We start from the raw sequence: 23,897 nt of genomic DNA, 5'->3' as shown, positions 1-23,897 counted from the left end.
AGAAGGGAATAGGGTAAAGGTTACAGGGTACAGATTATTACCTGTCACCTGTCACCTCTCCCCTAATCTTCATGCCCAATTTTCAAATCTGTGAGCATTTGTCTGAGTCTTTGTCGCCAATGGGGGGGATAAGTCCCTAGAATTGCTGAAATTTTGCCACAAGCAAGCACAGAATAGGCTGGGCGACGGGCTGGTGTAGGATATTCGGCACTTGTAATGGGGACAATCCGTTCAACTTTTAAAGGGAAGCCTAGCTGTTGGGCTTCTTCAAAAATGGCAACTGCAAAGTCATACCAGCTAGCAACACCGCTATTAGTGTAGTGATAAGTGCCGCTAATTTCTGGTGTTAGCTGGAGAATCGTCTGGGCTATGACTGCGGCTATATCTTGCGCCCAAGTCGGGCTACCAATTTGATCCGCGACAACACGGATTTCTTGGCGTTCTGCACCTAGCCGCAGCATGGTTTTAACAAAGTTACTTTTGCCAAAGTTTCCATAAACCCAAGCAGTGCGGAGGATGAGGTGATGGGCGCAAGTTTGCCGAATAGCTTCTTCTCCAGCGAGTTTGGTTTTTCCGTAGACACTCAAAGGATTAGTCGCATCGGTTTCCTGGTAAGGGCGATACCCATTACCATCGAAAACATAATCGGTCGAAATATGAATTAGGAAAGCTCCTAGTTTTTGGCTTTCTTGGGCAAGAATTTGGGGTGCAGTAGCATTAATCGCGATCGCAAGTTCAGTTTCGCTTTCTGCTTTGTCTACAGCAGTGTAAGCAGCAGCGTTAATTATGATTTGCGGCTGCTTTGATCTAATAATGTTGCGGAGGGTATCGGGTTGAGCAAGGTCTACTGTTGGGCGTTCTACTGAGATAATATCGCCATAGGATGGGAGTATTTGTTGTAGTTCCTTACCCACTTGGCCGTTGCTGCCAATCAGCAAAATTGATTTAGTCATTTGTCATTTGTCATTTGTCCAAGAAAAGCCATGCCCACTCTTTAACTTGGTTTGAATTAGTTCGATGAAAGACAAAGTTTTTCCGCACACTATAAAAGTAAGCTTAGGGTATAGCAATAAGCTGGGTATCTGACAACCAATGACCAATGACCAATGACCAATGACCAATTACTACGTTAATCAAATACTTCAGCAGTTCTCAAAGGTTTCCCGGCTTGGTCTTTAGCTGATAAAATCGGTGACGCACTCAGAGGCCAATCTATAGCTAAATCTGGATCGTTCCATAGAATTGTGCGATCGCCTTGGGGTGCGTAGTAATCTGTAGCTTTGTAGAGAACTTCGGCTATTTCTGACAGCACGAGAAAGCCGTGGGCAAAGCCTGGTGGTATCCACAGTATGCGTTTGTTTTCAGCACTGAGTTCAGAACCTACCCATTTACCAAAGGTAGGAGAGCTTTTTCTAATATCTACGGCTACGTCAAAGATAGTACCCACAATAGCTCGGACAAGTTTACCTTGGGGTTGTTGGATTTGGTAGTGCAATCCCCGCAGAACGTTTTGTTTAGAGCCAGAGTGGTTATCTTGGACGAAGTGGGCAACAATACCAGTCTCTTGGGCAAATTTTCGGTCGTTGTAGGCTTCAAAAAAGAACCCACGATCATCTGCAAATACTTGGGGTTCGAGTTCTATAACTTCGGGAATTTTGGTATGTACAATGCTCATTAATATTATTTCGAGTAATCTGCCACAGTGTTCATTGTAAGAGCAATTTAATGCTTGTATTTTACAGCTAGCAGGGAACACTTCGACTGTGGCTTTTCCTGTTTTTAAGTTAGTTCAATTTGACAGTCATCGCCAATTAGAAATCGCAAGGCTTTGGGGCGACGGGGTGCGAGAGTCAATTGTGCCCTTTGTCCAATGACACTATCAATTATGCGCTGATGAATTCCGGCAATTTTAGCACTTTCTAAAATCACACTGTGTTCTAAATCAGTATCAATCAGTGTCACATTATTAGCAATACTACTATAAGGGCCAATAAAGCAGTTTTCTAAATGACAATTGCTACCAATGACTACTGGGCCCCGAATTGTGCAGTTAATCACTTGAGATTTGGCACCGATTTGGACTCGCCCAATAATCTGGCTTTGGGCATCAACTTCACCAAGAACTGATGCTGTTAAATATGTATCGAGAATTAATCGGTTAGCTTCTAATAAGTCATCTTTTTTACCAGTGTCTAACCACCAGCCTTGGAGATTATGAGCTACAACTTGCTTGTTTTGATTAATTAGGTATTGAATAGCATCAGTGATTTCTAGTTCGCCTCTGGTGGAAGGTTGGATATTTGCGATCGCATCAAAGATGAGGTGAGAAAAGAAATAAACTCCTACCAATGCCAGATTTGAAGGAGGAACTTTCGGTTTCTCAATTAACTGTAATACCCGTCCTGTTTCATCTACCTGAGCCACACCAAAGGCGCTAGGGTTGGCAACTGAACGCAATAGAATCAGAGCATCTGGCTGTTGTTGACTAAATTGTTGCAGAAAGTAACGTAACTCACCTAGTTGAATGAGGTTATCGCCCAAGTACATGACAAAGGGAGAATTTTCTAAAAACGGATGGGCAATTTGGACGGCGTGAGCAAGTCCGAGTGGCTGTTCTTGTACGATGTAGGTGATGTTTGCTCCAAAGTATTCTCCATTTCCGGTTTTCCCTTGGACTTCTGCCCCTGTTTCCGGGCTGATGATGATGCCAATGTCAGTAATACCAGCAGCGACCATTTCATCAATGCCGTACCATAAAACAGGTTTATTCGCAACTGGTACGAGTTGTTTTGCTCCGCTATAGGTGAGGGGACGTAAACGTGTACCTTTCCCGCCAGAGAGAATTAGTGCTTTCATAAGGATTGAGGATTAGTTGTAAGTCATTAGTCAAGATAATCTGAAATCTGGACAAAATCCTAAATCCTGGCATCTAATTCTGGTGTTAGTTTGTCTTTCATAGGTAGCGGGATAAAACTTCGACGGTTGCTTTTCCTGTTTTTTCCCAACTGAATTGTTGGGAGTGAGTGATACCTTGGCTAGAAAGGTGCGATCGCAACCTAGAATCAGTTGCGATCGCTTGCATTGCCTCTGTAATTTCTTCAGTGTTGTAAGGATTGATCAGAATCGCCGCATCGCCAGCCACTTCAGGTAAGGAGGAGAGATTGGAGGTAATGACGGGAGTACCGCAAGCCATTGCTTCCAAGACAGGTAAACCAAAACCTTCCCAAAGACTGGGGAAAACCAGAGCGATCGCTTGATTGATGATTTTTGGCAATTCGCTGTAAGGAATATAATCCAGGAGCTTTACTTGATTAGTTATACCTAGTTTCTCAACTTGCGCTGTTAGAACTGGAGTATAGCGGCGATCGCTGGGCCCTGCTAACCAAAGCTCGTAATCTTTACAGTTAGGTAATGCCGCAAAAGCGGCAATTAAACGTTCAGTATTTTTGTGAGGATTATGCCGTCCTAAATAAAGGAAATAATTTTGTGTTGGTAAATCCAAGAAAAAAAATTTTTTCACATCATAAGCTAATGGAATTGCAGTTATTTTTTCCTGGGGAACTCCCAAAAATTTGTTTAAATCTTCAGAAGTTGCTATTGAATTACAAATAACGTGTTTTGATTGTCTGATTACAGCACGAATATAATAGCTGCAATAAAGCTGCTGTGTCACAGAAAACCATTGTGGAAATCTAAGAGGAATTAAATCATGAACAGTAACTATATAAGAACAAGAAGAAAATAAAGGAGCCTCTGGAATAGGAGAAAATAGTAACGTAGAGTTCATCTTATGATATATATTCGGCAGGTTGAATTGCGTCCATACCAGGCGCTTTAAATGCCCTTTTATGCCAAAATCCGTCGTAATATCTGGTGGAGAATCATAACATTTAATGCCAGATATTTTTAGTGGACTTAATACGTCAACATCTAAATCTTTTAGCTCTTTTAATAAATTTAGGCTATAATTTAACCAACCTGTTGGTTGAGTTGGTGCAAAAGATAAATTTGCGAGAACAGGCATAATAAAATTATTTTTTATTAATTAGATACAGATATTTTAACAGCAGATTTTTCCACGGTAAATAATAAAATAATAATCTTCAGGCTATTAGGATTGGCTGTAGTTATAAATTCTCCAAAAAATTTATAAAAAATATATATACGCAATAGTAATTGTTCCCACCAAGGGCGATGTTTTTGATAGTAATAAATCTGGCTACGTCTATATTCAATAGCCATTATATTAGCAGCCTTTTGAATTGAATATCCTTTCAAATGAATCAAAGATATATGAGGCGTGTAGATAATTTTATATCCTTGATACTGCACTCTTTGGCATAAATCTGATTCTTCAAAATACATGAAAAAATTTTCGTCAAATCCACCTAAATCATGAAATAAACTTGAACGAATAAAAAAAGCAGCCCCTACAACAATATCAACTTCTTGAATTTCTTGGAATTTCTGCTCAATCAAATTTCGCTGAGATAGCTGTTGATAAGCTTGGTGGATCTGACGAGCTTCATATTCACCTTTAATTCCTAAGGCTGGTGAAACTGAAATTTGTAAGCTTCCATCTGGATTCAGCAATTTTGGCCCAATAATTCCTACTTGTGGATCTGCCTCCATCAACTGAATTAGATGCGGTAAAATATTACTAATAAGTACAGTATCAGTATTTAATAAAAGCAAGAATTCTCCAGTAGCAAGTTTTGCACCGACATTATTTCCTGCTCCAAAGCCGCGATTTTCTATCTGTTTAACTAAGCGAATGTAGGGGTAATTTGCTGCTACTAATTCAACGCTACCATCACTAGAAGCATTGTCTACAAGAATGATTTCATAGTTAGGTATATCAATAAATTTTTGTATAGAGTTTAAGCAATCTACTAAAATCTCTGCTCCATTATAGTTAACTAAAATAATCGATACTGAAATAGTTTGTTGCTGGTTCATTTTTTTTTGATATTGCTCTTAGCCACTTTAAACATGGGCAACACCTTGGAAATAGAGTTTTGAAGTCGTTGGATATCGAATAAAATTTTAAAAATTAAAATTCGTAGTGCTATGCCTTCAGAACGATATCCTGTTTTGAAACTTTGGTAACAAAGTTTAAGAATACCAAAACCAAAATCTAAGCGGCGATCGTCAAAAGGATTAGACCAGCTTGAGTTTAATTGTTGGTAAAATCTAGCCTGAAATGCTTTACTCAAGTTGCTATGAATTAAATAGCTTTTACCTGCGATACGATATTTTTTCTGGAACCACAGCATCAGTTCAGTGTGAAGGTTACCAGCATTTTTCATTGCTCCCACCACATTAGAAGTATGGAATCTATAGCAGACTAATGGTTGCCGGATATGTCCAATTTTACCTTTTTGAATTGCAACCAATGCTACCCACCAGTCATGATGCCAACCAATTTCATTTTGTTGGGGAAAGGGTATAATATCAGTAATCAGAGAACTACAAAACAACAACGAACACCCGGTGACGACGTTGCGAAGTAGCAATAATTCCACCGTAGCTTTTTCAGGTTGGCGTCCTTCAAAATCCCAAGTAGAATTATTGATACTTTGGTCATCACTGTTTATTAGCTCCAAATCAGAATGAACTAAGACTGAATGTTCTGAGCGTAAAGTTTTGATTAATATTTCTAATTTTTCTGCTTGCCAAATATCATCTTGATCTGAAAATGCGATCGCTGTAATTTCAGGATCTTGAATACAGTATTGTAAACCCCTTTCAAAATTATGGTAATGTCTCAAGTTATGGCTGTGAAAATGACAAACAAATCGTGAATCATTTTCGATATTTTTTTGAATCGCTGTTTGATATTCAGGTTGGGAGCAGTCATCAACAATATGACAAACCCAATTTTGCCAAGTCTGATTTTGAATTGACTGGATCTGTTTCTGAAAATATTCCAGATGAGGATTATAGGTTGCTAAAACAATACCAATTTTTTCTTTATCCTGCATTTAAGTTGAATATATAAGTTTTACTTTTTTATATCACAAAAAATATTTTTTTAGATATATTCATAACTTTTTGCCAAACCTCTAAAATCATTAATATCTGACATTTAAAAGTCTCTTAATTTACCCTGCTATTCCTTATTCTCTCTTTCAAGCTTTAAACTAATATATTTATATTCTGAGGATATATTCATTATGATAAAGTTTTTAACCATTGCCAAGTCTCTTGAATGCCAGTTTCTAGTTGAACACTAGGTCGCCATTGAAGAACAGTATTTGCCTTGGTAATATCAAGAACATTTATAGGTATATCAACTTTTCTTCCCTCTATATACTCCACTTTAAAGTCGTTTTCAATCACTTTACGAATTTTGTCCAGCAAATCATTAAGAGAAACTCCTTGACCGCTACCAATATTAAATATTTTTTCAGTTAAATTAGGATTTTGAACATTATAAAGAGCTTGAACAACATCTAAAATATATAAATAATCCCTAATTATTTCTCCATTTCCCCAAATTTGAATTGGTAAATGTTTCAGGATACGATTCAGAAACACGGTTATAGCACCAAGCTTACCTGTAGGATTTTGTCCAGGTCCATAGGGGTTAGCAATACGAAGAATACTATAGTCAAGACCATGTAAATAGTTATACAAATAGAGATATTTTTCAATAGTTAGTTTAGTAATCCCATAAGAACAAATTGGTTCAGTAGGATGTGTTTCTATAATAGGAAGCTGCTGCGGTAATCCATATACTGTTCCACCAGAGGAAGGAAAAATAATCTTTCTTACAGAAGCTTCAACACAGATTTCTAAAAATTTTAGTGTATTAATCACATTTGAATTTACATCTCCAATTGGATTTTCATTTGATGTACTAGGAATGGTATGGCTAACCAATTGGTAAACAATATCAACATTTTTTAAAGCTATTTTTAATAAGTCTTGATCGTTGAAATCACCATAAATATATTCAACTTCATCAAGAGGTTTTATGTAAGGATTATGTGAACGATTATAGACTCGTATTGATTGTTCTTTTGCCACTAAAAAATTAGTGAGATGTGAACCAATAAACCCATTTCCTCCAATAATTAGAACAGGCATAAATATAATTAATCTAAGAATTTGCTATTTTTCAATAAAACTTAATTTTCTTGGCTGCGTATAAACACATTTTTAACAGCAATAAACCTTCTTTAAAGTGTTGAATATTAGAGCGCCCATAGGTTCTGGGGTAATAACGGACAGGAATATCAGAAATATGTAAATTTAGCTTAGATGCTCCAAACAACAAGTCAAAATCTCCAAAAGGATCGAAATCGCCAAAGTATTTACGATTGTCAGCAATTTTTTGATAGTTAACTTTGGATATAGCTTTCGTTCCACATAAGGAATCTTTAATCCGGTTATCAATTAGATAAGAAAGTAAAAACGCAAAGAAACGATTTGCCAAAAGATTTAATAAGGGCATAGCCTCCTTGGAACAAGGATAGATCAAACGACATCCATTGGCAAATTCACATCGATTTGAGGCTAAAGTTTCAAAAAAGTGTGGCAAGTCTTCTGGGCGTACAGTTAGATCAGAATCTAGAATGATTAGGATATCGCCAGTAGCGATCGCAAATCCTTCTCTAACAGCATTCCCTTTTCCTCTTTTTGTTTGTTGAAGAATTTTAATATCAATTGTTTCGCCGTACTTAGCTTGTACTTTTTGAATTTCATCCCAAGTATTATCCTGAGAGTGACCTTCAATAAAGATAATCTCTGTATGTTCACCCATTTTAGGAAGGCGAGTAACACAGCTTTCTATATTTCCTGCTTCATTCCGTGCTGGAATAATAACAGAACAAGTTTTTAGTCTGTTTTGATATTTAATTCTAGACTCATAAGGACTTAATCGAGCCACAATAAAGTTCACTAAACCGAGTTTATTAAATACTGGCAAGGGACTGATAAAACGGTTCAAAAATGGTGCTATTATGGGAAATTTTTTAGGTAAAAGTACCTTAGAACCATGCTGGATTATCTCAAAACCGGATAATTCTAATAAGTTACTTGTATCCTGATAACTTAACCAGTTAAGAGGAACAGTTGGCATTTTTTGCTTTAGAAAAAGGGCAAGTTGGAGAATAGGATTCCAGACAGGGTTATGAAAGCTAATAATTAAACGTGTTGAATCCGTACAAACTGAGCGAATTTGCTTAAAAGCTTTTTGAATATCCTCAAAATAGCTAATAGTATCTGACAAGATTACATAGTCAAAAGTTTCCTCTGTTTCTGTATCCTCTATGTCAGCTGTTTTAAAGTATAAATGAGGAAACTTTTCCTGGGCAGATTGACACACTTCAGGGACAATCTCAATACCTACACCATAACTCGGTTGAACTGCATTTAATAATGAACCTGTACCTGCACCAATCTCTAAAACTCGTTGTCCTGATGGTACTAAAAATCGATACAGAGACTCAATACTCTCATAGTAATAACGATTTTTTTTATGCCAATATTCCAGGTTGTAATTGTTTGTTTGAAGAGATGATTTGCTTAAATTTTTATGAGAAATTGAAGGTAAAAAGTTCATTGATAGTCAATTGTTAATTTTTTGATTTATTCGGATTAGCGTTGAGCATAAATTTGGAGAGAACCTCCAATTTCTTTAATCACTGGAATATTGCTGAGGAAATGACTAAATTTTTGAAAGAATGGAATCAAACTGTCAGGAACACCCGGATGTAAAAAGTCAAAAGGTTTGACCCATATTCGACTAAAACCATTGCGTTTGAGAATAGAATCAATTTGCCATCGGAAAAAGGCTGTTTCATCAGGGGAATTTTGCAAGGCACGCCCAATAAACTTAATATTTTTCTCTACAGCAATTTGAGGATTGAGCATATTGGGTTCGGTAAAGAAGAAAGATCCCCCAGGTTTCAGGACTCGCAGCATTTCTGGGAGTGCAGTTATTAAATCAAAATGATGAAGAACAGCATTCCCTACAATTGCATCAAATGTCCCATCAGGAAAGTCGAGCTTGTTAATATCCCCCACTACTACTTTGGCTTTGGGAAATTCAATTAGGCGTTCGTTGGCGATCGCCACTTGATTAGGCGAAATCTCAACCCCAACGATAGTAGCACCAGAGGTAGCCAAACGTTTTGTAAACTCAGCATTGCCAGCACCAGGCTCAAGCACAACTTTACCAGGGCTTAAACCACCGTAACGGATAGCTAATTTGGCTCGTTCGTCTAGGCGAAGCTGCCCTGCTTTCGTAATTGATCCCCACCAAACACTGCCCAAATCTGTCGCTAAAGCATTAAAATGTTCTCTTTCGCGATCGCTCCGACTATTCACGCTCATAATTTAGTCTTTCCTAACCATTGTGAAAACCATATAAGCCCACCTATGAGGAGGGGTTATTTTGCTAAACAAACGAATCATCTGTGTAAGCAAACCACAAATTAGCTTACTCTCAGCCAGCTTTGGCAAGCCGAAATTATGATGTAGTATAAACCGAAAGAAGTTCCAAGGTTCTACAAATTTAGGTGCAAGCCCAGAAGTTTCTAGATTGTCTATTTGTTGAATTAACCTAGTAATGCGCTTTGGAGTAGACTTTATCACATATTTTTCAGCTTTAACCAACTTGCCAAAAACCCAAACGACAAAATTTAGACCGTTTGATTCAATAACAACAACCTGTCCCCCCACTCTGGTGAGCCGAGTCATCTCCTGAATCAGTTTAATTTGCTCAGATGGATTAATATGATGAATTACGTCTCGGCAAAAAACTAAATCAAAAGATTGATCAGGAAGCTGAACATTAGTCGCATCACCTACCATAAAATGAGCATCAAGAAAGTTTTGTTTAGCTAGTTCAATTTCCTCATAATTAATATCAATACCAGTAAAGGCAAAATTGTTACCAATAGCTTTCAGGTTAAATAAATTGCTACCAGTGCCGCATCCTACTTCCAAAACTTGAGAATCTGGGATAATGGGCAAATAGTTTAACAGTTTTCGTTCTGCCTTAGAAATAAATGCGTTTTCGGTTTGCCATCTAAATCGTTGTTGACAAGACTGAGCAAAATAATCGTCTTGATCTCTTGTAAAAAACTTAGACATTGTTAATTTGTTGTATATCTTGACTCTGACTATTTATTGGCTTTGATTCATATCTAGGTTAAGGAGTAAACGATGCTTGTTCCAATCACTTGGGCCACGATCAGTAACCAATAATGTAGACTGTGGTAAATAAATACCTAAACCAATAGCTTTTGCGCCATTAAGTTGATTAGCTTTAATTTTTACTGTGTCATGCCAAATTGTACCTTTAGTGACCATGTTTTTCGCATCATCTTGTTCATAGTCTGCCTGAGATATGATATTTTGTGATGCATCAAGAATATGAACAAAATTAAAATATTTCAAAGGCTGATCCTTTAAGCTTTGCCAAACAAGCTCGATTGTTAAGCCATCTTCTGTACGCTTAGTAAAAGCCCCCAACAGAATAAACTGGTTACTAAAACCAATATCTCGAAATTCAGGATAGCTTTTATCTATTAGCGTCTTTGCTGCATCAGCATTTATCCATTTGGCCGGATTAGCATTAAGAAAAACCTGTCTCCATTTATATTTACTTCTTAATTCATTCAGAGCCTTCTCAAGTTTTACGTTGTCAATAATTTTTAACAACCTTAATGATGTCTCAGATTCAACAACTAAACCGGCATTATCATAATTGATAGTACTTAACCAAGCATGAAAAAGATTAGTTTCAATAGCAAAGTCAGGCACTTCTGTATTTTTAAGGATGTTAATTCCTTCCAGTTGGTTTTTGATTGGATTATCTATCAGCAAATAATCGCTCGAAAGTATCTCAGAAAATCTAAAAGTAGATTCAGTAATCCAATTTAGTGGATATTGAAGATTAAAAGAGTTCAGATGAGGATACAACATTTTCTCATACAAACCAACACCTCCAAATATACCAGTTATATAACCTGTGCCTACAGAATAAACATTTAAATCAACTTTCTTTTTATTAGCATCTTCTAGCAATGATTTAGCTTGCTTTATCTCATTAGCTAAAGAACCAGAGGTGAGGTTAACACCTAAAATACGTTGTAACTCAATCGGCGGATTAGAAGTAAGTAAAAATAACAATAATAACATTGGAAAAACCAATGGAAATATCATAATTTTGAAATATTTATGAGATATTTCACTACATAAAATTTTGATTCTTGGAAATAATAAGACAATACAAATTAGAGCAAATGGGAAAAAGTAACGAATTTGTGATTGGTGAGTTCCTAGCAACCAAAACCATAAACCAATTAACAAAACACCCAATGCACTGATTAAATCTACTGGTAATGCTTTGAAAGACTTGATATTAGACTGCTTGCTTATACCCCAAAAACTAAATATTACACTCAAAAAAATGAATGTCAACCAATGCCAACCAAAAGACACGTGTATTTGTGCAATTAAAACTTGCAAATAATCTTTATCAAAAATTGATTCTTGCTTTAATATTTTTACAGCATTTCTACCATAAACCATGTTTCTAGTAGAGAAATAATGAGATGTTAAAGATAATAATAATCCAAGTACATAAACGAAAAAAAATGTACTTACACTTAAGATTAAATACTTACGAGTACTAATATTTCGTTGCCATTTATATTGGACAATCGCATATATTGCCCAAACAAAAAAAATGGTAGCCATCACCAAACCACCTGATGGCTTAATAAATAAACAGAATGTACTGGTAATAATTCCAGCAAACGTTAACCGCATAGAGGCTTCCTGAACACCCCGTATAACTAAGGCTGTTGCTAGAGCTGCTACAGAGGCAATAAAATTATCTACAAGTCCCCAGTATGTAGGCGAAGAAAGTCTGCTGTCTATACTCGGTTCAAAATGATAAAATAAGGGGAGCGTAGCAAACGCCAAACATAAAGCGACTAGTAACCATTGGTCTTTTAAAGTTACACAATAAGGCTTTGCAATTATCCATAGCGCTGCTACAAATAAAATAATGGGTAAAAAGATAGATCGAAAGAAAAATTCATCTGGATTATCCGAGAAACCAAACGGATAGGACATTAAAATCGTTCCGGGAGGTCTTGTTGTCGGTTCAATATTGAGAGGAGAAACCCAAGTCTGAGGTTCAAGAAATTGAAATTTTTGAACTGCATCCCAAAAGTTTTTAGCTTTCTGTGCATAAGTAAATGAGTCCCAGATAGGGGTTTGCTTGGTTAAGGAAATATGCTGAAATAGTAAAATTCCTAGCGTTGCTAAAGTTAAAACTAGAATTAGTAAAGGTAAATATTTTCTTTTCATAAATACATGGTGGGGAAGGATAAATAGATATTATTTATGACTATTTTTTTAGCATTATTCCCATTTCAATAAATAATGATTTTTAACAAGAATTAAAAATCCATTGATTTTAGTTACACCACATTAACTAGTGATTTATATTTAATAACAGTTTAAGTATCTATGTTAGAGGCTTGAGAACTACAATAGCTTGCCAATTTTTACAATTGTTGTGTGTATCAATTTAATGCACAGATTTAATACTTTTTCCACGTCATCGATTATCAATGAAGTTAAAAAAGTAAAACTGCTGTCTCACAAAGGTTTCAGCTTAGGCATTCCTGTTGCGACAAAAATGGATAAAGTCGAGCTTAGAAGCTGTAATGGAAATATTCATTCTTGTGACTATGCGGTGTATGAATTTATTTAAGCCTATTTTAGACTTTGATAAATATACTCCAGATCATTAATATATTGAAACATTGTTTTGCTAGGATGTAGTTGAATATTACGTTGTAGATTATCAATTAACACTGGCTCGTCTAAACATCGCTGCATTTGTTGAGCAAGATGACAATAGTCACCCAGTGCAAATAATAATCCATTGTGTTCATCTTTTACTAGCTCAGACATACCTCCCAAATCTGTGGCAATTACTGGTAAACCTAGGTGCAATGCAGCATATATAACTAAAGGGGTGTTTTCATACCATCTGGATGGTACTACTAAAAAGTCCACCTCTGCAAGCACATTGGCCATTTGTGAGGCTGGAAATGTCCCCGCAAAAAATATATTAGGATTGCTAGCTGCTAAATGCTGAAGATGCTTACTGTAACTGGGTAAATGGCTTAGGTTTCCATAAATTATTAGTTTGGCTTTTGATGACTGCTGGAGTCGTTGAAATGCTTGAATCAGCAAATCTGCACCTTTGTGTGGAGAAAGAGTACCAATAAAACCGAAATTTACGGTATCTCTTGGTTGCGATCGCTCTATTTTTGGTAAGGGTTCAATGCCGTAGGGTAATTTGATTAATTTATCACAAGGTAGACCATTACGAGTAAATATTTCCCGCATCAAATCAGTAGGAACGATAATCAAGTCTGCGAAATTTACATGCTCAAGTATCCTCTGTTGGCGTCTAGGTAAAGCTTTTAAAGCATTCACAGCCTTAGATGTTGCTAATTTTGAGTGTAAACTAGAAGCGATCGCCATTCCTGCTTTCAGCACCTCATCTGGCAAATGGCGACTCCACTTGATAATTTCTGGTTGAGAACTATTATTCAAATAGCAGCGCAAGCATTCTACACCATCTGTATCTGGCCCCTGACATAACTGATTATTATATTTAAGTAACTGAATGGTTGGACAAACCAGCCAAAAGTCTGTAGCAGAATAAACTACAGCTATTCCTATAGATTTAATTGCCGGAATCACTTCAGTGGAGAGAAGCAAGCAATGATTAATATGTACTAAATCTGCTTGCCAAGCTTCTAAAAAACTCAAAATTATCTCCACTTGTCCTACAGACTTAAAATCACCTACAATGGGATACTTCTTTTGAGGAGTTATGCAAATCCTCAAAACAGTTACACCTTCATATTCATCTTCAACGCTAAACTTATCTGAAGTTCCTACTTGCAAAGATGGCTCACTACAAACAACTGCAACATCATGTCCTCTTTGCATTAACTCTCGCGCCATCTGCAAAGTTAAAATTTCTGTGCCGCCAGAGTATTTAGGAAGAAATTGATGCACCAAGATAGCTATACGCATGATTGCAATACATCTTGATAAACTTTGATAACTTCTTGAGTCATTATCTTCGTTGTTCGTGGGTATTCAGTTGTTTGCGACATTTTTAATGATGTCTCTGGATTCTGAATAATTTTTTGCATTATTTGCTCTAATTCCTGGACATCACCCATTTTAAATGTGTATCCATTTTTGCCTTCTTCAACAAATTCTGTCATTCCTTCTACATCTGAAACTATCACAGGTGTATGACTTGCCAAAGAATTTAATAGAACGAGCGGACTATTTTCATACCAACGGGATGGAATTACTAAGAAATCTAGATTAGAAAATATTTTTAACATTTCTTCTTTCGGAAAAGTCCCGCAAAATTTTACACTATAACCATTTGCTTTTTTATGTAAATTAAGCGAGTAATCTGGATCTTGCTTTTCTGAACCGAATAAATATAATTCTGCTGCTCCATAAGGAAGACGGCAGAAAGCATCAACTAATATATCTACTCCTTTATGAACTGTCATCTGTCCAATAAAACCAAACCTTATCGGTGCATTTATTGGTCGAGTTGATATTGTCAATATTGGCAAATCAATACCAAATTTGATGTCATAAATGGGTGCCGTTAGCCCATTCCGCACATAAGCTTTACGGAGAAATACAGTCGGAGCAATTACAGCTCGATAATAACGATAGTAATAACTTAAAAGGTCAGGCCTACAAGTTACATCTAGTACGGTTCCAGCAATTACTCCCCGTTGAAAGCCAGGAATTTTAATTAATAAATTTAGTGCTTTTGCTGTTATGAGAGACTGAGGATATTGCCCTACATAACGTTCTGCTAAAGTTGCTGTTGAAAAACTACTCCTTGCTTTCAACAAACACGCCAAGCAATTTGTCCTTTGACGGTTAGGCCCAAGACATAGAGAACCATCAGCTGCTTCTAATTTATTATTAAAGCAAAAACCATAAAAATCTGTTAGTGTCGCAACTGTAGGAATTTGCAGTTCATTAATTACTTCTAAAAGAATAGCAGTATGATTAATCAGGTGCGTAACATGAACAATATCTGGCTGAATATCAACTAATAGTTGTCGTAATAATTGACCTATTTCTGGTTGATAATAAGTATCTTTAATTCGCGTATTGGGAATATAGTTTTTATCTATACAATAAACAGGTAGACCATCATATTCATAATATGTAATGACATTATCAGTCTTTGGTTCACCTGAAAATCTTGCAGAAACTATTATTGGTTCATGTCCTAGTTTTTGCAAGTTTATTGCCAAGTCTAATGTGTAAGTCTCTGTACCATAGAAATGCTCTGGAAAAAAGCAATGAACAAATATCGCAACCTTCATAAATTCTCCTGTAAAAGCTCACTGTAGAGGCTGCTATAGCTTCTAATCATTGCTTCTACAGAAAACAATGCCTGTGCCCTTTGGCGATTTGCAGAACCAATTTTTAGTCGTTTCTCACGATTATCTAATAAATCAATAATAATTTCAGCTAGTTTACTGCTATCCCCAGGAGGAGCAAGTAATTCATTATTATTAATAATTTCTGCGATTCCTCCAATGTTATAACCAACAACTGGAATACCCATATTCATTGCAAAAGGGCTAACTTGTCCAAAGCTTTCTTTCCATACTGGTGCAACAAAAATACTCATTTTTTCGTAGAATGAAGGTAATTCTTCATAGGCAACATAGCCTGTAAAAGTAAATTTATCAGCAACTTTTGCTTTGTTCACAGCATCTTTATAAACTTCTAAAAAAAGCCCACCACCAACAATTAATATTTTTGTTTTTGGTCTTTTTTGAGCTACCTTAATAAATACATCAATAGAATTTTCATTTAGCTTATCTGCTTCTAGACGATAAACCATACCAATGCAATCTTTTGGAATACTTTTCTGGTTCTCTCTAGAAAACATATCAAAATTAGAACCAGGATAAATAGTCAAATGTTGAGAATGATCTAGTCCAAATGTATTTTTAACATAATTGCTTACATAGACGTATTTGTGACAAATATTACTAAAGTAAGGTTTTACAGGGGTATTAATATTTTCTACGACTCTGCAATTATTGTATTTTTGAACAGCATTAAATACATTTTCATACCAAGGAGTATCACAATCTCCCCAAAAATGTATATGCACTATTTCAGGACGAAACTGGTTTAAATATGATAAAATATCTTGTTCTACAGTCAAATTATGAATAGTTAATCCAGTATAACTTGGAGGATTAGGAATATAACTTGTAACTACTTCCTGTTCATAAATATGACCAAGGTGTTCAATTAAATCAATTACAAGACGTGAGGAACCTCCAGTCATAAAATTTGCGATCGCATGAACTATACGAGGTCGATTTGACTGAGGAGCCTGCAATATTTTAACTTGATAGGCTGTTGATGAAACAGTGGGATTTATAAGATTTACAACACTATTAGGCTTTTTCACAAAACCCAAAAAACTTTTTAGCTTAAACCACTGGGTTCGCATTGTCCAAAATTTGCTACTTCGTATTGCGGCAATAGTAGTTTTTAGATGTTCTACTTCAGCTTCAGATTGTTGCAATTTAGACAGCATCGTAGCTTTTAATTGCTCTACCTCAGGTTGAGTTTGTTGTAATTTAAATAACATTGTAGCTTTTAATTGCTCTACCTCTGTTTGAGTTTGTTGTAATTTAAATAACATTGTAGCTTTTAATTCATCTACTTCTGCTTGAGTTTGTTGCAGAGAGAGTATCTTAGCTTTTAATTGCTCTACCTCTGTTTGAGTCTGTTGCAATTGAGGTTGTTGTAATTGAGACAGCATTGTAGCTTTTAATTGCTCTACCTCTGCTTGAGTCTGTTGCAGTTTAGACAGCATTGCGACTTTTAAATTTTCGACCTCTGCTTGAGTCTGTTGCAATTTAGACATGGAAATTGCTTCTCCATACTGAGAAATAGTCAATTTGTAAAGAAAATCTGATATCTTGCTTTTGTCAAGTTCAAATTGACTCGTGTCCCAAATAGGATACATCGAATCTACTATATCTAGAAATTGTTTTGTTAAATCTGAATTGACGTTATCAATGAAACTTTGTAGTTCGTCTGTAACATAATTTCTTAGCGGTGGTGGAAACAGACCTTCTTCTTCATTACAATTTTCTAGACATTGTTGTAAAACTTTTGGTGTATGGTAGAGTTCATAATGCCTTCGAGAATAAGCCGCTTGTTCCTTCAAAATCTCAGGAGTTAATGCTTGTAAATAACTATATAACTCATCGGGTTTTTGCCAGAAAAAAGCTTCTGGATAAACGATATCAATCCCACTTAGTACACGAGAATTATAGTTTTTATGCCCAATAAATGGTGTACCTGAACCCATGATTTCAATAGATGCTCTGCCACCACCTAAAGGAAAAGAATTAATATAAACATCTATCTTTTGCTCATGTATAGCCTGCCATAAACTTTTTACCCAAGGAATATAAATGAATGATTCTTGGGCAATACCTCTTTCTTCTAAACCTCGCCGAATTTGCTCCAAACTGTAATGCGATAGTTCCCCAATGTGTATATGTGTTCCTTGGGTAACATCTAGAATTTTTGCAACTTCTTCAATATAGCTGTATTGATAATTTTGCTCAAACTTGTTACCACTACCTGAAGAGCAAGTTCTGAGTTTGGCATTTGCTATAAATGGTAATTCAGTTGAACGTGTCCCGGAATCTTCAACTACCAAAGGTATATATATAGTATTGGCAACACCCAAATTATGCCGACAGTTGTAAAAACCAAAAGCGTGTGGATCAATATGTTTTGCGTGAGATAAATATAAGCCTAAACACAGTTGATGATCGCAGTGATGGTAAAAAATTAATTGTTGGGCAAGATTGGGTTGTACAGCTGCAATAGCTACAGCATCTTGCCAATGATTGAACAAAAACACCTGACTTAATTGCTTTTCTGCTAACTGATCTTGCAACCAAAGAAGTTTCTCTAGCAAGCTACTTTGTGGGGCCCACTCGATTTGTACATTTAGGGATGAAAACCGATTTAAAATAATTTTACGATTAACTGTATTAAATATATCTGTAATTAAAATTATATGTTTTTTATGTGGCTGCGCTTTAATCAAATCTTCTAAGACTGCGGTGTGTCCACCTGTTTTATAAAGTTCGGTAGCTATATATATAATGTTTTCGTTGTTATTATTAGAGTGTGAGTCGATTGTCAATAGTCGTTTTTGATATTCTAAAGCTTTAGCACCAATCTGCTGGCATAGTTTATCTAAGGTTGCCGAACCAAATACTTTAGCTGTGGCTCGCTCATCTCTAATAATTTTTTCAACAAAGTTAATAAGGAAACGCAGAGGACTTTCTAAATCTCCCGATTTAATATATTCAGCTACTTTAGATTCTATATTCAAAATATAATTGTTATACATAAATACTACAAAATCGCTAAAATCAATTGACTGCTAAATTTAATACAAATATCATCCCCAAGAAAAGGATTTTGGAAAACAAAATAAGGATCGTAACCACATACCATCCAAGTTTCTTGATTTTTTAAATCTATATGTATCTGATGCTGATTAATTGAGTTATCCCCTGGATTACAGTTTATTCTCTCCAATTCCAATGCTTCTGTTTCTTGAAGACGGATAATTTCAAAGTTAGGATTTTTATGGAGAGAAAATAAAAAGCCAGGGTCTATCCGTAAGTATTTCGGTGATTTGGATAACCTAACTTTAATATCAATAAGCTCACCAAATCCAACAATGGTTGAAACTAATAAGCTGTGAGATTCCTGAAAATCTAATGTATCTGCATATAATAGTTGCAAAGTGAATTGAACGTTGTTTAGCTGTTTTTCAGATAAAATTTTAGTAACTAATGACGACGAGTAAAAATTCACTTTAAAAATCCTTGTTGAAATAACTTACAATTATTGATACTTGCTCCTCTGTGAGATGGGGATGTAGGGGTAAACTCAGGACTTCCTTGGCTAGTTGTTCTGCGATCGCAAAACTTCCTTCATGCCATCCACTACCAATATAAGCACCTGACAGATGGGGTGGAATTGGATAGTGAATCAGTGTACCAATGCCAGCTTGGCGCAAATGTTGCTCTAGTCCGTATCTTTTGGGGTGACGTACAACAAATAAATGCCATACTGACTCAGCCCAGTTAGGTACAAAAGGCAAGGTTAGGTTAGCAGTTTTGACTAGTCTTTGCAAGTATTGTTCCGCTATGTAAACGCGACGAGAATTCCATTCATCTAGTTTAGTTAGTTTCACTCTCAAGAATGCCGCTTGCAATTCATCCAGTCGGCTATTGTAACCCTGAATTTCATTTTCGTACTTTACACGGGAACCATAATTACGCAGTAAGCGAACTTTATCAGCTAAATCTACATCGTTAGTTGTTACTGCTCCTCCATCGCCGATCGCTCCCAGGTTTTTGGTAGGATAAAAACTGAAACCTGCTGCATCCCCCAAACTACCTACACGACGATCCTTAAATCGTGCTCCATGAGCTTGAGCAGCATCTTCAATCACTTTGAGATTATATCGGTGTGCGATTGTGTTTATAGCATCCATGTCTGCTGGTTGACCATAAAGATGCACTACCAAAATAGCTTTTGTGCGTTCAGTAATTGCAGCTTCAATAAGTTGAGGATTGATATTATACGTTTTCTCATCTGGTTCCACTGGTACAGGTGTTGCTCCAGCGTAGGAAACTGCTAGCCAACTGGCAATATAAGTGTTGGTTGGCACAATTACTTCATCACCATTACCGATGTTCATTGCTCTCAAGATGAGATGCAAAGCATCTAAACCATTACCTACACCAATGCAATATTTTGTTTGGCAGTAAGCAGCAAATTCAACTTCAAAAGCTTCGACTTCTCTACCAAGAATATACCAGCCAGCTTTCATGACTCGTTGGTAAGCCGCATCAAGTTCTTCTTGAAGTTCCAAATAGGAAGCCTCAAAATTGAGAAAAGACACTCTCATTATTGCTCACCCCGGACAGATGTTAAAAACCCTTGATAATCTCTGTAATAATCAGTTTCATCATAAATGGTGGAAGCTAAAACCATGCATACAGAACCAGAAGAGAAGTTATTAAGTTCTCGCCATATCATAGGGCAAACATAAAGACCATAATAAGAACGGTTTAAGTGGAAGCTTTTTTGCTGAGTTCCATCATCTAAGACAACATCAAAGCTACCAGACATGGCGATAAACAATTGTTGTAATTGCTTATGAGCATGACCTGCTCGTTCTGCACCTCCAGGTACATCGTATAAGTAATAAACTCTCTGAATTTCAAAAGGAATATGTCTCCCACCTTCAATAAAAGTAAGGTTGCCACGAGGATCGGTAATTTTGGGAAGAGTAATCAGTTTACAGCTCTCAACGCCCATTTATACATCATCCTCTTAAATTCATTTCGTAAAATTCATGCACTACACCACTAGCTCCAAATTCGGATTTAAATTGATAAAGACTAGTATTAAGATATTTACCTTCATTTTCAGTGCTGATGCCAAAACTAAAATAACGTTTACCTAAATCTTTAGCTTTGTCAATACAGATTTGAAAAATTGCATCTAGCAGACCCAATTGATAACCTTTGGGACTTGAAGCTATGTATTGGGCGTGTACTACTTGTGGAGATAAAAATAAGACAACACCTCCCAGTATCTGAGTTCCATACAAACCAACAATAAACTCAATATTATTTGGAAACAATGAATATAAATGAATAATTTCTTTGGCTGAATGAACAGGCTGCACCCCATATCTTTTAGCTAAATTATCTTCTATAACTGACCAAAGATGCCCAGCCAATTCAAAGCCAAAATCTACTTTAATTTCGTTTTTTTGAGCTTTCTTGAGTCCTCGCTTTCGTCGTAGGCTTGGCTCTGGTTGATTAGTCAGATCAATAGCACAGGAAAGATCGCAACGATAGCGCACTGCGCCCATACGAAAAAGTGCATACAAATCATCAGCAGATGGTACTTGATGGTAAATGTTTGGCACTACCTTATATCTAAGTGCTTCAAATCCATGACTAGCATAGTAATGCCGCAGTGCTTTAAAAGCCTCAAGCATATTTGCACCGCGTAAACTACCTGTATGCAACAAACCACCGTAAGTTATGCCAGGATGACTAACTACTCTTTTACTATTAGATGGATCTATCGCTGCTGGAAATAAACCGACTAGTCGATTTTTCTCATCCTTAATAATTAAGGATACATCCTGAAATCGATCAGCATGGTAGGAAAGATAGCGACGAGTTTGGAGGAATGTAGCCATTGGTGCGGTAGCTAAAAATTCATCCCACATAGCAAAGTTATCTTCGGAGTAAGGGAAAATTTTTAGAGAACTATTGTCTGCTACATACTCCTCAGCTATATCCATAGTAATTTGTCTCTCACTCCTGTAAGATTGCAACTCCAAATCCTGTTTCTCCGTAGTTATTTCCGTTGTAAAACATATAAGTGCCGTATTTTGTTTTTTGGATGCACGCCATACTAATCATTTGTGAATCCCAACCACTATCAGACACATCAATACCAACTTGCTGATCTTTACGCAGCCAGGTTTTACCATCTTGGGATTCAGCATATCCTAATCGATAGCCCTTGCTGATATAACGGATGGAATACCACATTTTGTATTGACCATCTTCTTTAATTACAAACGGCCTACCAAATCCATATTCATCTTCATTAGCTAAATCTAGACAGACAGTACCTTGTTTCTCCCAGTCGGTTTGATTTTTCGATTCTAGGTAGCGCATATTGTAGCTAGGAACTTGTTTACCATTAACATCAATCCATTTGCTACCAGCTATATACCACATTTTCCAATGTCCATCTTCAAGATGAACATGAGCTGCTGTACGTACAAAAAGTTCGCGATCGCTTCTCTCCAAAATTGGTACTTGGGAATATCTTTGAAAACTTTCACCATTATCCTCACTAATTGCTAAACCCATCAACAAGAAGTAGCGAACTTTTATACCTAATTGCCAGCCTACATAATATAAATACAAGCGCTCTTGATATTTTAATAAGCAAATAGGTGTAACACCATTATCATCAAAGGTACCTGGTTGACCAATATCTAACACAGGTTTATCAGAAACTTGTAATATCTGAAGTGGGTTTCTTGCTTCAAGATCGACAAATCCAACACGTCCAACTTTATGACTATCTAAAAATGCTACATAAACTCTGATCCTTTCCTCATCTAGCATCATGGAAGTAGGAATATAAGCATGGGAAATAGCCCAGTCCTTTTCCCCGTTAGCTACATAGACTAATCCCAGTTTTTTCCAAATCATTAACCTACTCCGGTAGTTTGAAGAAGCGATAAGTGGTTAGCTTTGCAGGTTCTATATGTGGTATACGGTAAATTTCTCCTAATTTTGTATCTTTAGTTATAGTCACATTAGGCCCAATCCAGCAATCTCTCTCAATTTTGAGATTGTTGCTGATGGTTGAATTTACACCGAAAAAACAATTTTTTCCCACCTCAACAAAACCAGAAATCACGACATGGGAGGAAAAAAAACAATTATCTTGAATAATTGAATGATGCCCAATATGATTTCCACTCCAGAGAATCACATTATTTCCTAATTGCACAAATGCTTGAACAACATTATTTTCAAATATAAAACAATGCTCCCCTAATTTGACATTTCTCCAGATAAAAGCTTTGCTGCTGATGTAGCTTGCTAGGCTATATCCTTTATCTTTAGCCTGCTTGCATAGCCTAGTTCTTAACCGATTTAACTGGGTATAGACAATGGCTACAAATATCTCATATTCACGGGGACTATAAACTTCTTCTATGGATTCAAAGGGAACTACAGGTATTCCAAATAAACTATTTTTCTTGAGATAATCTTTTTCTACGCTAAATGCTACTACTTCGTATTCTGAATCATAAGTAAAATGCTCATAAGCAACTTCAGCAAAAGCACTGTCACCCACAATTATTAATTTGCGATTTTTATTTATTTTCATAACTTAAATCAAGGTTTTCTAATGAGAATATCTTCCCGCCTATTTGCCATCGGTAAATCTGATTTTTGAGGTAAAATATAGGTATCAAAGCCTTGATTTCTCGCTCTAGTAACTAAAGCTAAAATTACGGAGTCATCAATTAGATGGTGCTCAATTTTATTAAATGATACTTCTGGCAATTCTTCTTTACCTGTAAAATTTTGGTGAAATTTAATTCCATTTTGGCTACTAAAAAAACGCTTCCTTTTAGATATATTGGGTATATCTCCTATTAGCATCTCCCCGCCATCAGACATTAATTCAAGGGAGCTATCCAAAAAATTCCATATATTTGACTCAACAAAGATATAATGTAGTACGCTATAAGTTAATATGACATCCACTTTACCTCTATATTTATTAAATAAATCATTACAATCAGGGTAATAACCAATAATTTTTTTTATAAATGGTTCATTTGGTAAATGAGATAGCATTTCATCTGAATCAATTAGAATCAAAGTGTGTTCATTTTTTCGACATAAATCAATCAGCATGAGAGGTAATTCACTACAACCAGGCCCAATATCAAGAACCACTTTATTCTGTGTATATAACAAGGGCAATTTGCTAATAATATCCTCAAATATAAAATGCTCTTTACCTTGTCGATAAGAGTTAGGAAAACCTATTTTTTCATAGCAGCTTAAAGAATCATCTTTTGCCATTTTCCGAAAATCGCCAAATGACAAATTAGCAAATCTATTGTAATCATTCATGTTTGAGTAATTTAATATTATGAA

Annotated in this window: 21 protein-coding genes; all 21 read right to left on the bottom strand. The window is 36.0% G+C overall.

Going from position 1 to position 23,897, the window contains the following annotated elements:
• Positions 1-62: 62 nt before the first annotated feature.
• Positions 63-953, bottom strand: a complete 891-nt coding sequence (rfbD, locus tag A4S05_RS06710) for a dTDP-4-dehydrorhamnose reductase (RefSeq protein ID WP_069069044.1) — start codon at positions 951-953, stop codon at positions 63-65.
• Between the two features lie 176 nt (positions 954-1,129).
• Positions 1,130-1,675, bottom strand: coding sequence for a dTDP-4-dehydrorhamnose 3,5-epimerase (gene rfbC / locus A4S05_RS06705; RefSeq protein ID WP_141699656.1), 546 nt, complete (start codon positions 1,673-1,675; stop codon positions 1,130-1,132).
• Positions 1,676-1,779: 104 nt separating this feature from the next.
• Positions 1,780-2,856: a glucose-1-phosphate thymidylyltransferase gene (locus A4S05_RS06700; protein ID WP_069069043.1), complete on the bottom strand. Its 1,077-nt coding sequence runs from the start codon at positions 2,854-2,856 to the stop codon at positions 1,780-1,782.
• Positions 2,857-2,953: 97 nt separating this feature from the next.
• Entirely contained in the window at positions 2,954-4,024 is a 1,071-nt protein-coding gene (locus A4S05_RS06695) for a glycosyltransferase family 4 protein (RefSeq protein WP_069069042.1), read from the bottom strand.
• A 17-nt stretch (positions 4,025-4,041) separates the two neighbouring features.
• Positions 4,042-4,959, bottom strand: a complete 918-nt coding sequence (locus tag A4S05_RS06690) for a glycosyltransferase family 2 protein (RefSeq protein ID WP_069069041.1) — start codon at positions 4,957-4,959, stop codon at positions 4,042-4,044.
• On the bottom strand, positions 4,956-5,984 hold the full coding sequence (locus tag A4S05_RS06685) for a glycosyltransferase (protein ID WP_069069040.1): 1,029 nt from the start codon (positions 5,982-5,984) through the stop codon (positions 4,956-4,958). Before A4S05_RS06685 ends, A4S05_RS06690 begins: the two co-directional genes overlap by 4 nt.
• Before the next feature lie 190 nt (positions 5,985-6,174).
• On the bottom strand, positions 6,175-7,092 hold the full coding sequence (locus tag A4S05_RS06680; protein WP_069069039.1) for an NAD-dependent epimerase/dehydratase family protein: 918 nt from the start codon (positions 7,090-7,092) through the stop codon (positions 6,175-6,177).
• A gap of 31 nt (positions 7,093-7,123) precedes the next feature.
• A complete protein-coding gene (locus A4S05_RS06675; protein WP_069069038.1) occupies positions 7,124-8,569 on the bottom strand; it encodes a glycosyltransferase in 1,446 nt (481 codons plus the stop codon).
• A gap of 35 nt (positions 8,570-8,604) precedes the next feature.
• Complete coding sequence (locus tag A4S05_RS06670) at positions 8,605-9,342, bottom strand: class I SAM-dependent methyltransferase (RefSeq protein ID WP_069069037.1); 738 nt, start codon at positions 9,340-9,342, stop codon at positions 8,605-8,607.
• Positions 9,343-9,345: 3 nt separating this feature from the next.
• The gene (locus tag A4S05_RS06665; RefSeq protein ID WP_069069036.1) at positions 9,346-10,104 is read right to left on the bottom strand and encodes a class I SAM-dependent methyltransferase; all 759 of its coding nucleotides are present in this window, start codon (positions 10,102-10,104) and stop codon (positions 9,346-9,348) included.
• A 33-nt stretch (positions 10,105-10,137) separates the two neighbouring features.
• Positions 10,138-12,333 carry a hypothetical protein gene (locus A4S05_RS06660; RefSeq protein ID WP_069069035.1) on the bottom strand — a complete coding sequence of 732 codons (2,196 nt, stop codon included), beginning with the start codon at positions 12,331-12,333 and terminating at the stop codon, positions 10,138-10,140.
• Between the two features lie 411 nt (positions 12,334-12,744).
• Positions 12,745-14,085, bottom strand: a complete 1,341-nt coding sequence (locus A4S05_RS06655; protein ID WP_069069034.1) for a glycosyltransferase family 4 protein — start codon at positions 14,083-14,085, stop codon at positions 12,745-12,747.
• Positions 14,076-15,425, bottom strand: coding sequence for a glycosyltransferase family 4 protein (locus A4S05_RS06650; protein WP_069069033.1), 1,350 nt, complete (start codon positions 15,423-15,425; stop codon positions 14,076-14,078). Before A4S05_RS06650 ends, A4S05_RS06655 begins: the two co-directional genes overlap by 10 nt.
• Entirely contained in the window at positions 15,422-18,508 is a 3,087-nt protein-coding gene (locus A4S05_RS06645; RefSeq protein ID WP_069069032.1) for a glycosyltransferase, read from the bottom strand. Before A4S05_RS06645 ends, A4S05_RS06650 begins: the two co-directional genes overlap by 4 nt.
• Positions 18,509-18,513: 5 nt before the next feature.
• Entirely contained in the window at positions 18,514-18,981 is a 468-nt protein-coding gene (locus A4S05_RS06640; RefSeq protein ID WP_069069031.1) for a hypothetical protein, read from the bottom strand.
• Between the two features lies 1 nt (position 18,982).
• Positions 18,983-20,083, bottom strand: coding sequence for a DegT/DnrJ/EryC1/StrS family aminotransferase (locus A4S05_RS06635; protein ID WP_069069030.1), 1,101 nt, complete (start codon positions 20,081-20,083; stop codon positions 18,983-18,985).
• Positions 20,083-20,496: a sugar 3,4-ketoisomerase gene (locus tag A4S05_RS06630; protein ID WP_069069029.1), complete on the bottom strand. Its 414-nt coding sequence runs from the start codon at positions 20,494-20,496 to the stop codon at positions 20,083-20,085. The genes A4S05_RS06635 and A4S05_RS06630 overlap by 1 nt, the downstream gene beginning before the upstream one ends.
• Before the next feature lie 7 nt (positions 20,497-20,503).
• Positions 20,504-21,499 carry a GNAT family N-acetyltransferase gene (locus tag A4S05_RS06625; RefSeq protein WP_084227012.1) on the bottom strand — a complete coding sequence of 332 codons (996 nt, stop codon included), beginning with the start codon at positions 21,497-21,499 and terminating at the stop codon, positions 20,504-20,506.
• 13 nt (positions 21,500-21,512) lie between these two features.
• Positions 21,513-22,427 carry a glycoside hydrolase family protein gene (locus tag A4S05_RS06620; RefSeq protein WP_069069028.1) on the bottom strand — a complete coding sequence of 305 codons (915 nt, stop codon included), beginning with the start codon at positions 22,425-22,427 and terminating at the stop codon, positions 21,513-21,515.
• Positions 22,428-22,431: 4 nt separating this feature from the next.
• Entirely contained in the window at positions 22,432-23,115 is a 684-nt protein-coding gene (locus A4S05_RS06615; protein WP_218107932.1) for an acetyltransferase, read from the bottom strand.
• 8 nt (positions 23,116-23,123) lie between these two features.
• Positions 23,124-23,873 carry a class I SAM-dependent methyltransferase gene (locus tag A4S05_RS06610; protein WP_069069027.1) on the bottom strand — a complete coding sequence of 250 codons (750 nt, stop codon included), beginning with the start codon at positions 23,871-23,873 and terminating at the stop codon, positions 23,124-23,126.
• Positions 23,874-23,897 lie beyond the last annotated feature (24 nt).

The sequence above is a fragment of the Nostoc sp. KVJ20 genome (assembly GCF_001712795.1).
Taxonomy (GTDB): Bacteria; Cyanobacteriota; Cyanobacteriia; order Cyanobacteriales; family Nostocaceae; genus Nostoc.
Note: the sequence above shows the minus strand (reverse complement) of the source record. Positions and strands in the feature narration are given on the sequence as shown.

Coding starts and splice junctions, on each gene's coding strand:
- rfbC (WP_141699656.1), bottom strand. CDS start 1,675: ATGAGCATTGTACATACCAAAATTCCCGAAGTTATAGAACTCGAACCC.
- A4S05_RS06630 (WP_069069029.1), bottom strand. CDS start 20,496: ATGGGCGTTGAGAGCTGTAAACTGATTACTCTTCCCAAAATTACCGAT.
- A4S05_RS06635 (WP_069069030.1), bottom strand. CDS start 20,083: ATGAGAGTGTCTTTTCTCAATTTTGAGGCTTCCTATTTGGAACTTCAA.
- A4S05_RS06620 (WP_069069028.1), bottom strand. CDS start 22,427: ATGATTTGGAAAAAACTGGGATTAGTCTATGTAGCTAACGGGGAAAAG.
- A4S05_RS06645 (WP_069069032.1), bottom strand. CDS start 18,508: ATGTATAACAATTATATTTTGAATATAGAATCTAAAGTAGCTGAATAT.
- A4S05_RS06650 (WP_069069033.1), bottom strand. CDS start 15,425: ATGAAGGTTGCGATATTTGTTCATTGCTTTTTTCCAGAGCATTTCTAT.
- rfbD (WP_069069044.1), bottom strand. CDS start 953: ATGACTAAATCAATTTTGCTGATTGGCAGCAACGGCCAAGTGGGTAAG.
- A4S05_RS06665 (WP_069069036.1), bottom strand. CDS start 10,104: ATGTCTAAGTTTTTTACAAGAGATCAAGACGATTATTTTGCTCAGTCT.
- A4S05_RS06695 (WP_069069042.1), bottom strand. CDS start 4,024: ATGCCTGTTCTCGCAAATTTATCTTTTGCACCAACTCAACCAACAGGT.
- A4S05_RS06700 (WP_069069043.1), bottom strand. CDS start 2,856: ATGAAAGCACTAATTCTCTCTGGCGGGAAAGGTACACGTTTACGTCCC.
- A4S05_RS06655 (WP_069069034.1), bottom strand. CDS start 14,085: ATGCGTATAGCTATCTTGGTGCATCAATTTCTTCCTAAATACTCTGGC.
- A4S05_RS06675 (WP_069069038.1), bottom strand. CDS start 8,569: ATGAACTTTTTACCTTCAATTTCTCATAAAAATTTAAGCAAATCATCT.
- A4S05_RS06670 (WP_069069037.1), bottom strand. CDS start 9,342: ATGAGCGTGAATAGTCGGAGCGATCGCGAAAGAGAACATTTTAATGCT.
- A4S05_RS06680 (WP_069069039.1), bottom strand. CDS start 7,092: ATGCCTGTTCTAATTATTGGAGGAAATGGGTTTATTGGTTCACATCTC.
- A4S05_RS06690 (WP_069069041.1), bottom strand. CDS start 4,959: ATGAACCAGCAACAAACTATTTCAGTATCGATTATTTTAGTTAACTAT.
- A4S05_RS06625 (WP_084227012.1), bottom strand. CDS start 21,499: ATGGATATAGCTGAGGAGTATGTAGCAGACAATAGTTCTCTAAAAATT.
- A4S05_RS06660 (WP_069069035.1), bottom strand. CDS start 12,333: ATGAAAAGAAAATATTTACCTTTACTAATTCTAGTTTTAACTTTAGCA.
- A4S05_RS06610 (WP_069069027.1), bottom strand. CDS start 23,873: ATGAATGATTACAATAGATTTGCTAATTTGTCATTTGGCGATTTTCGG.
- A4S05_RS06615 (WP_218107932.1), bottom strand. CDS start 23,115: ATGAAAATAAATAAAAATCGCAAATTAATAATTGTGGGTGACAGTGCT.
- A4S05_RS06685 (WP_069069040.1), bottom strand. CDS start 5,984: ATGCAGGATAAAGAAAAAATTGGTATTGTTTTAGCAACCTATAATCCT.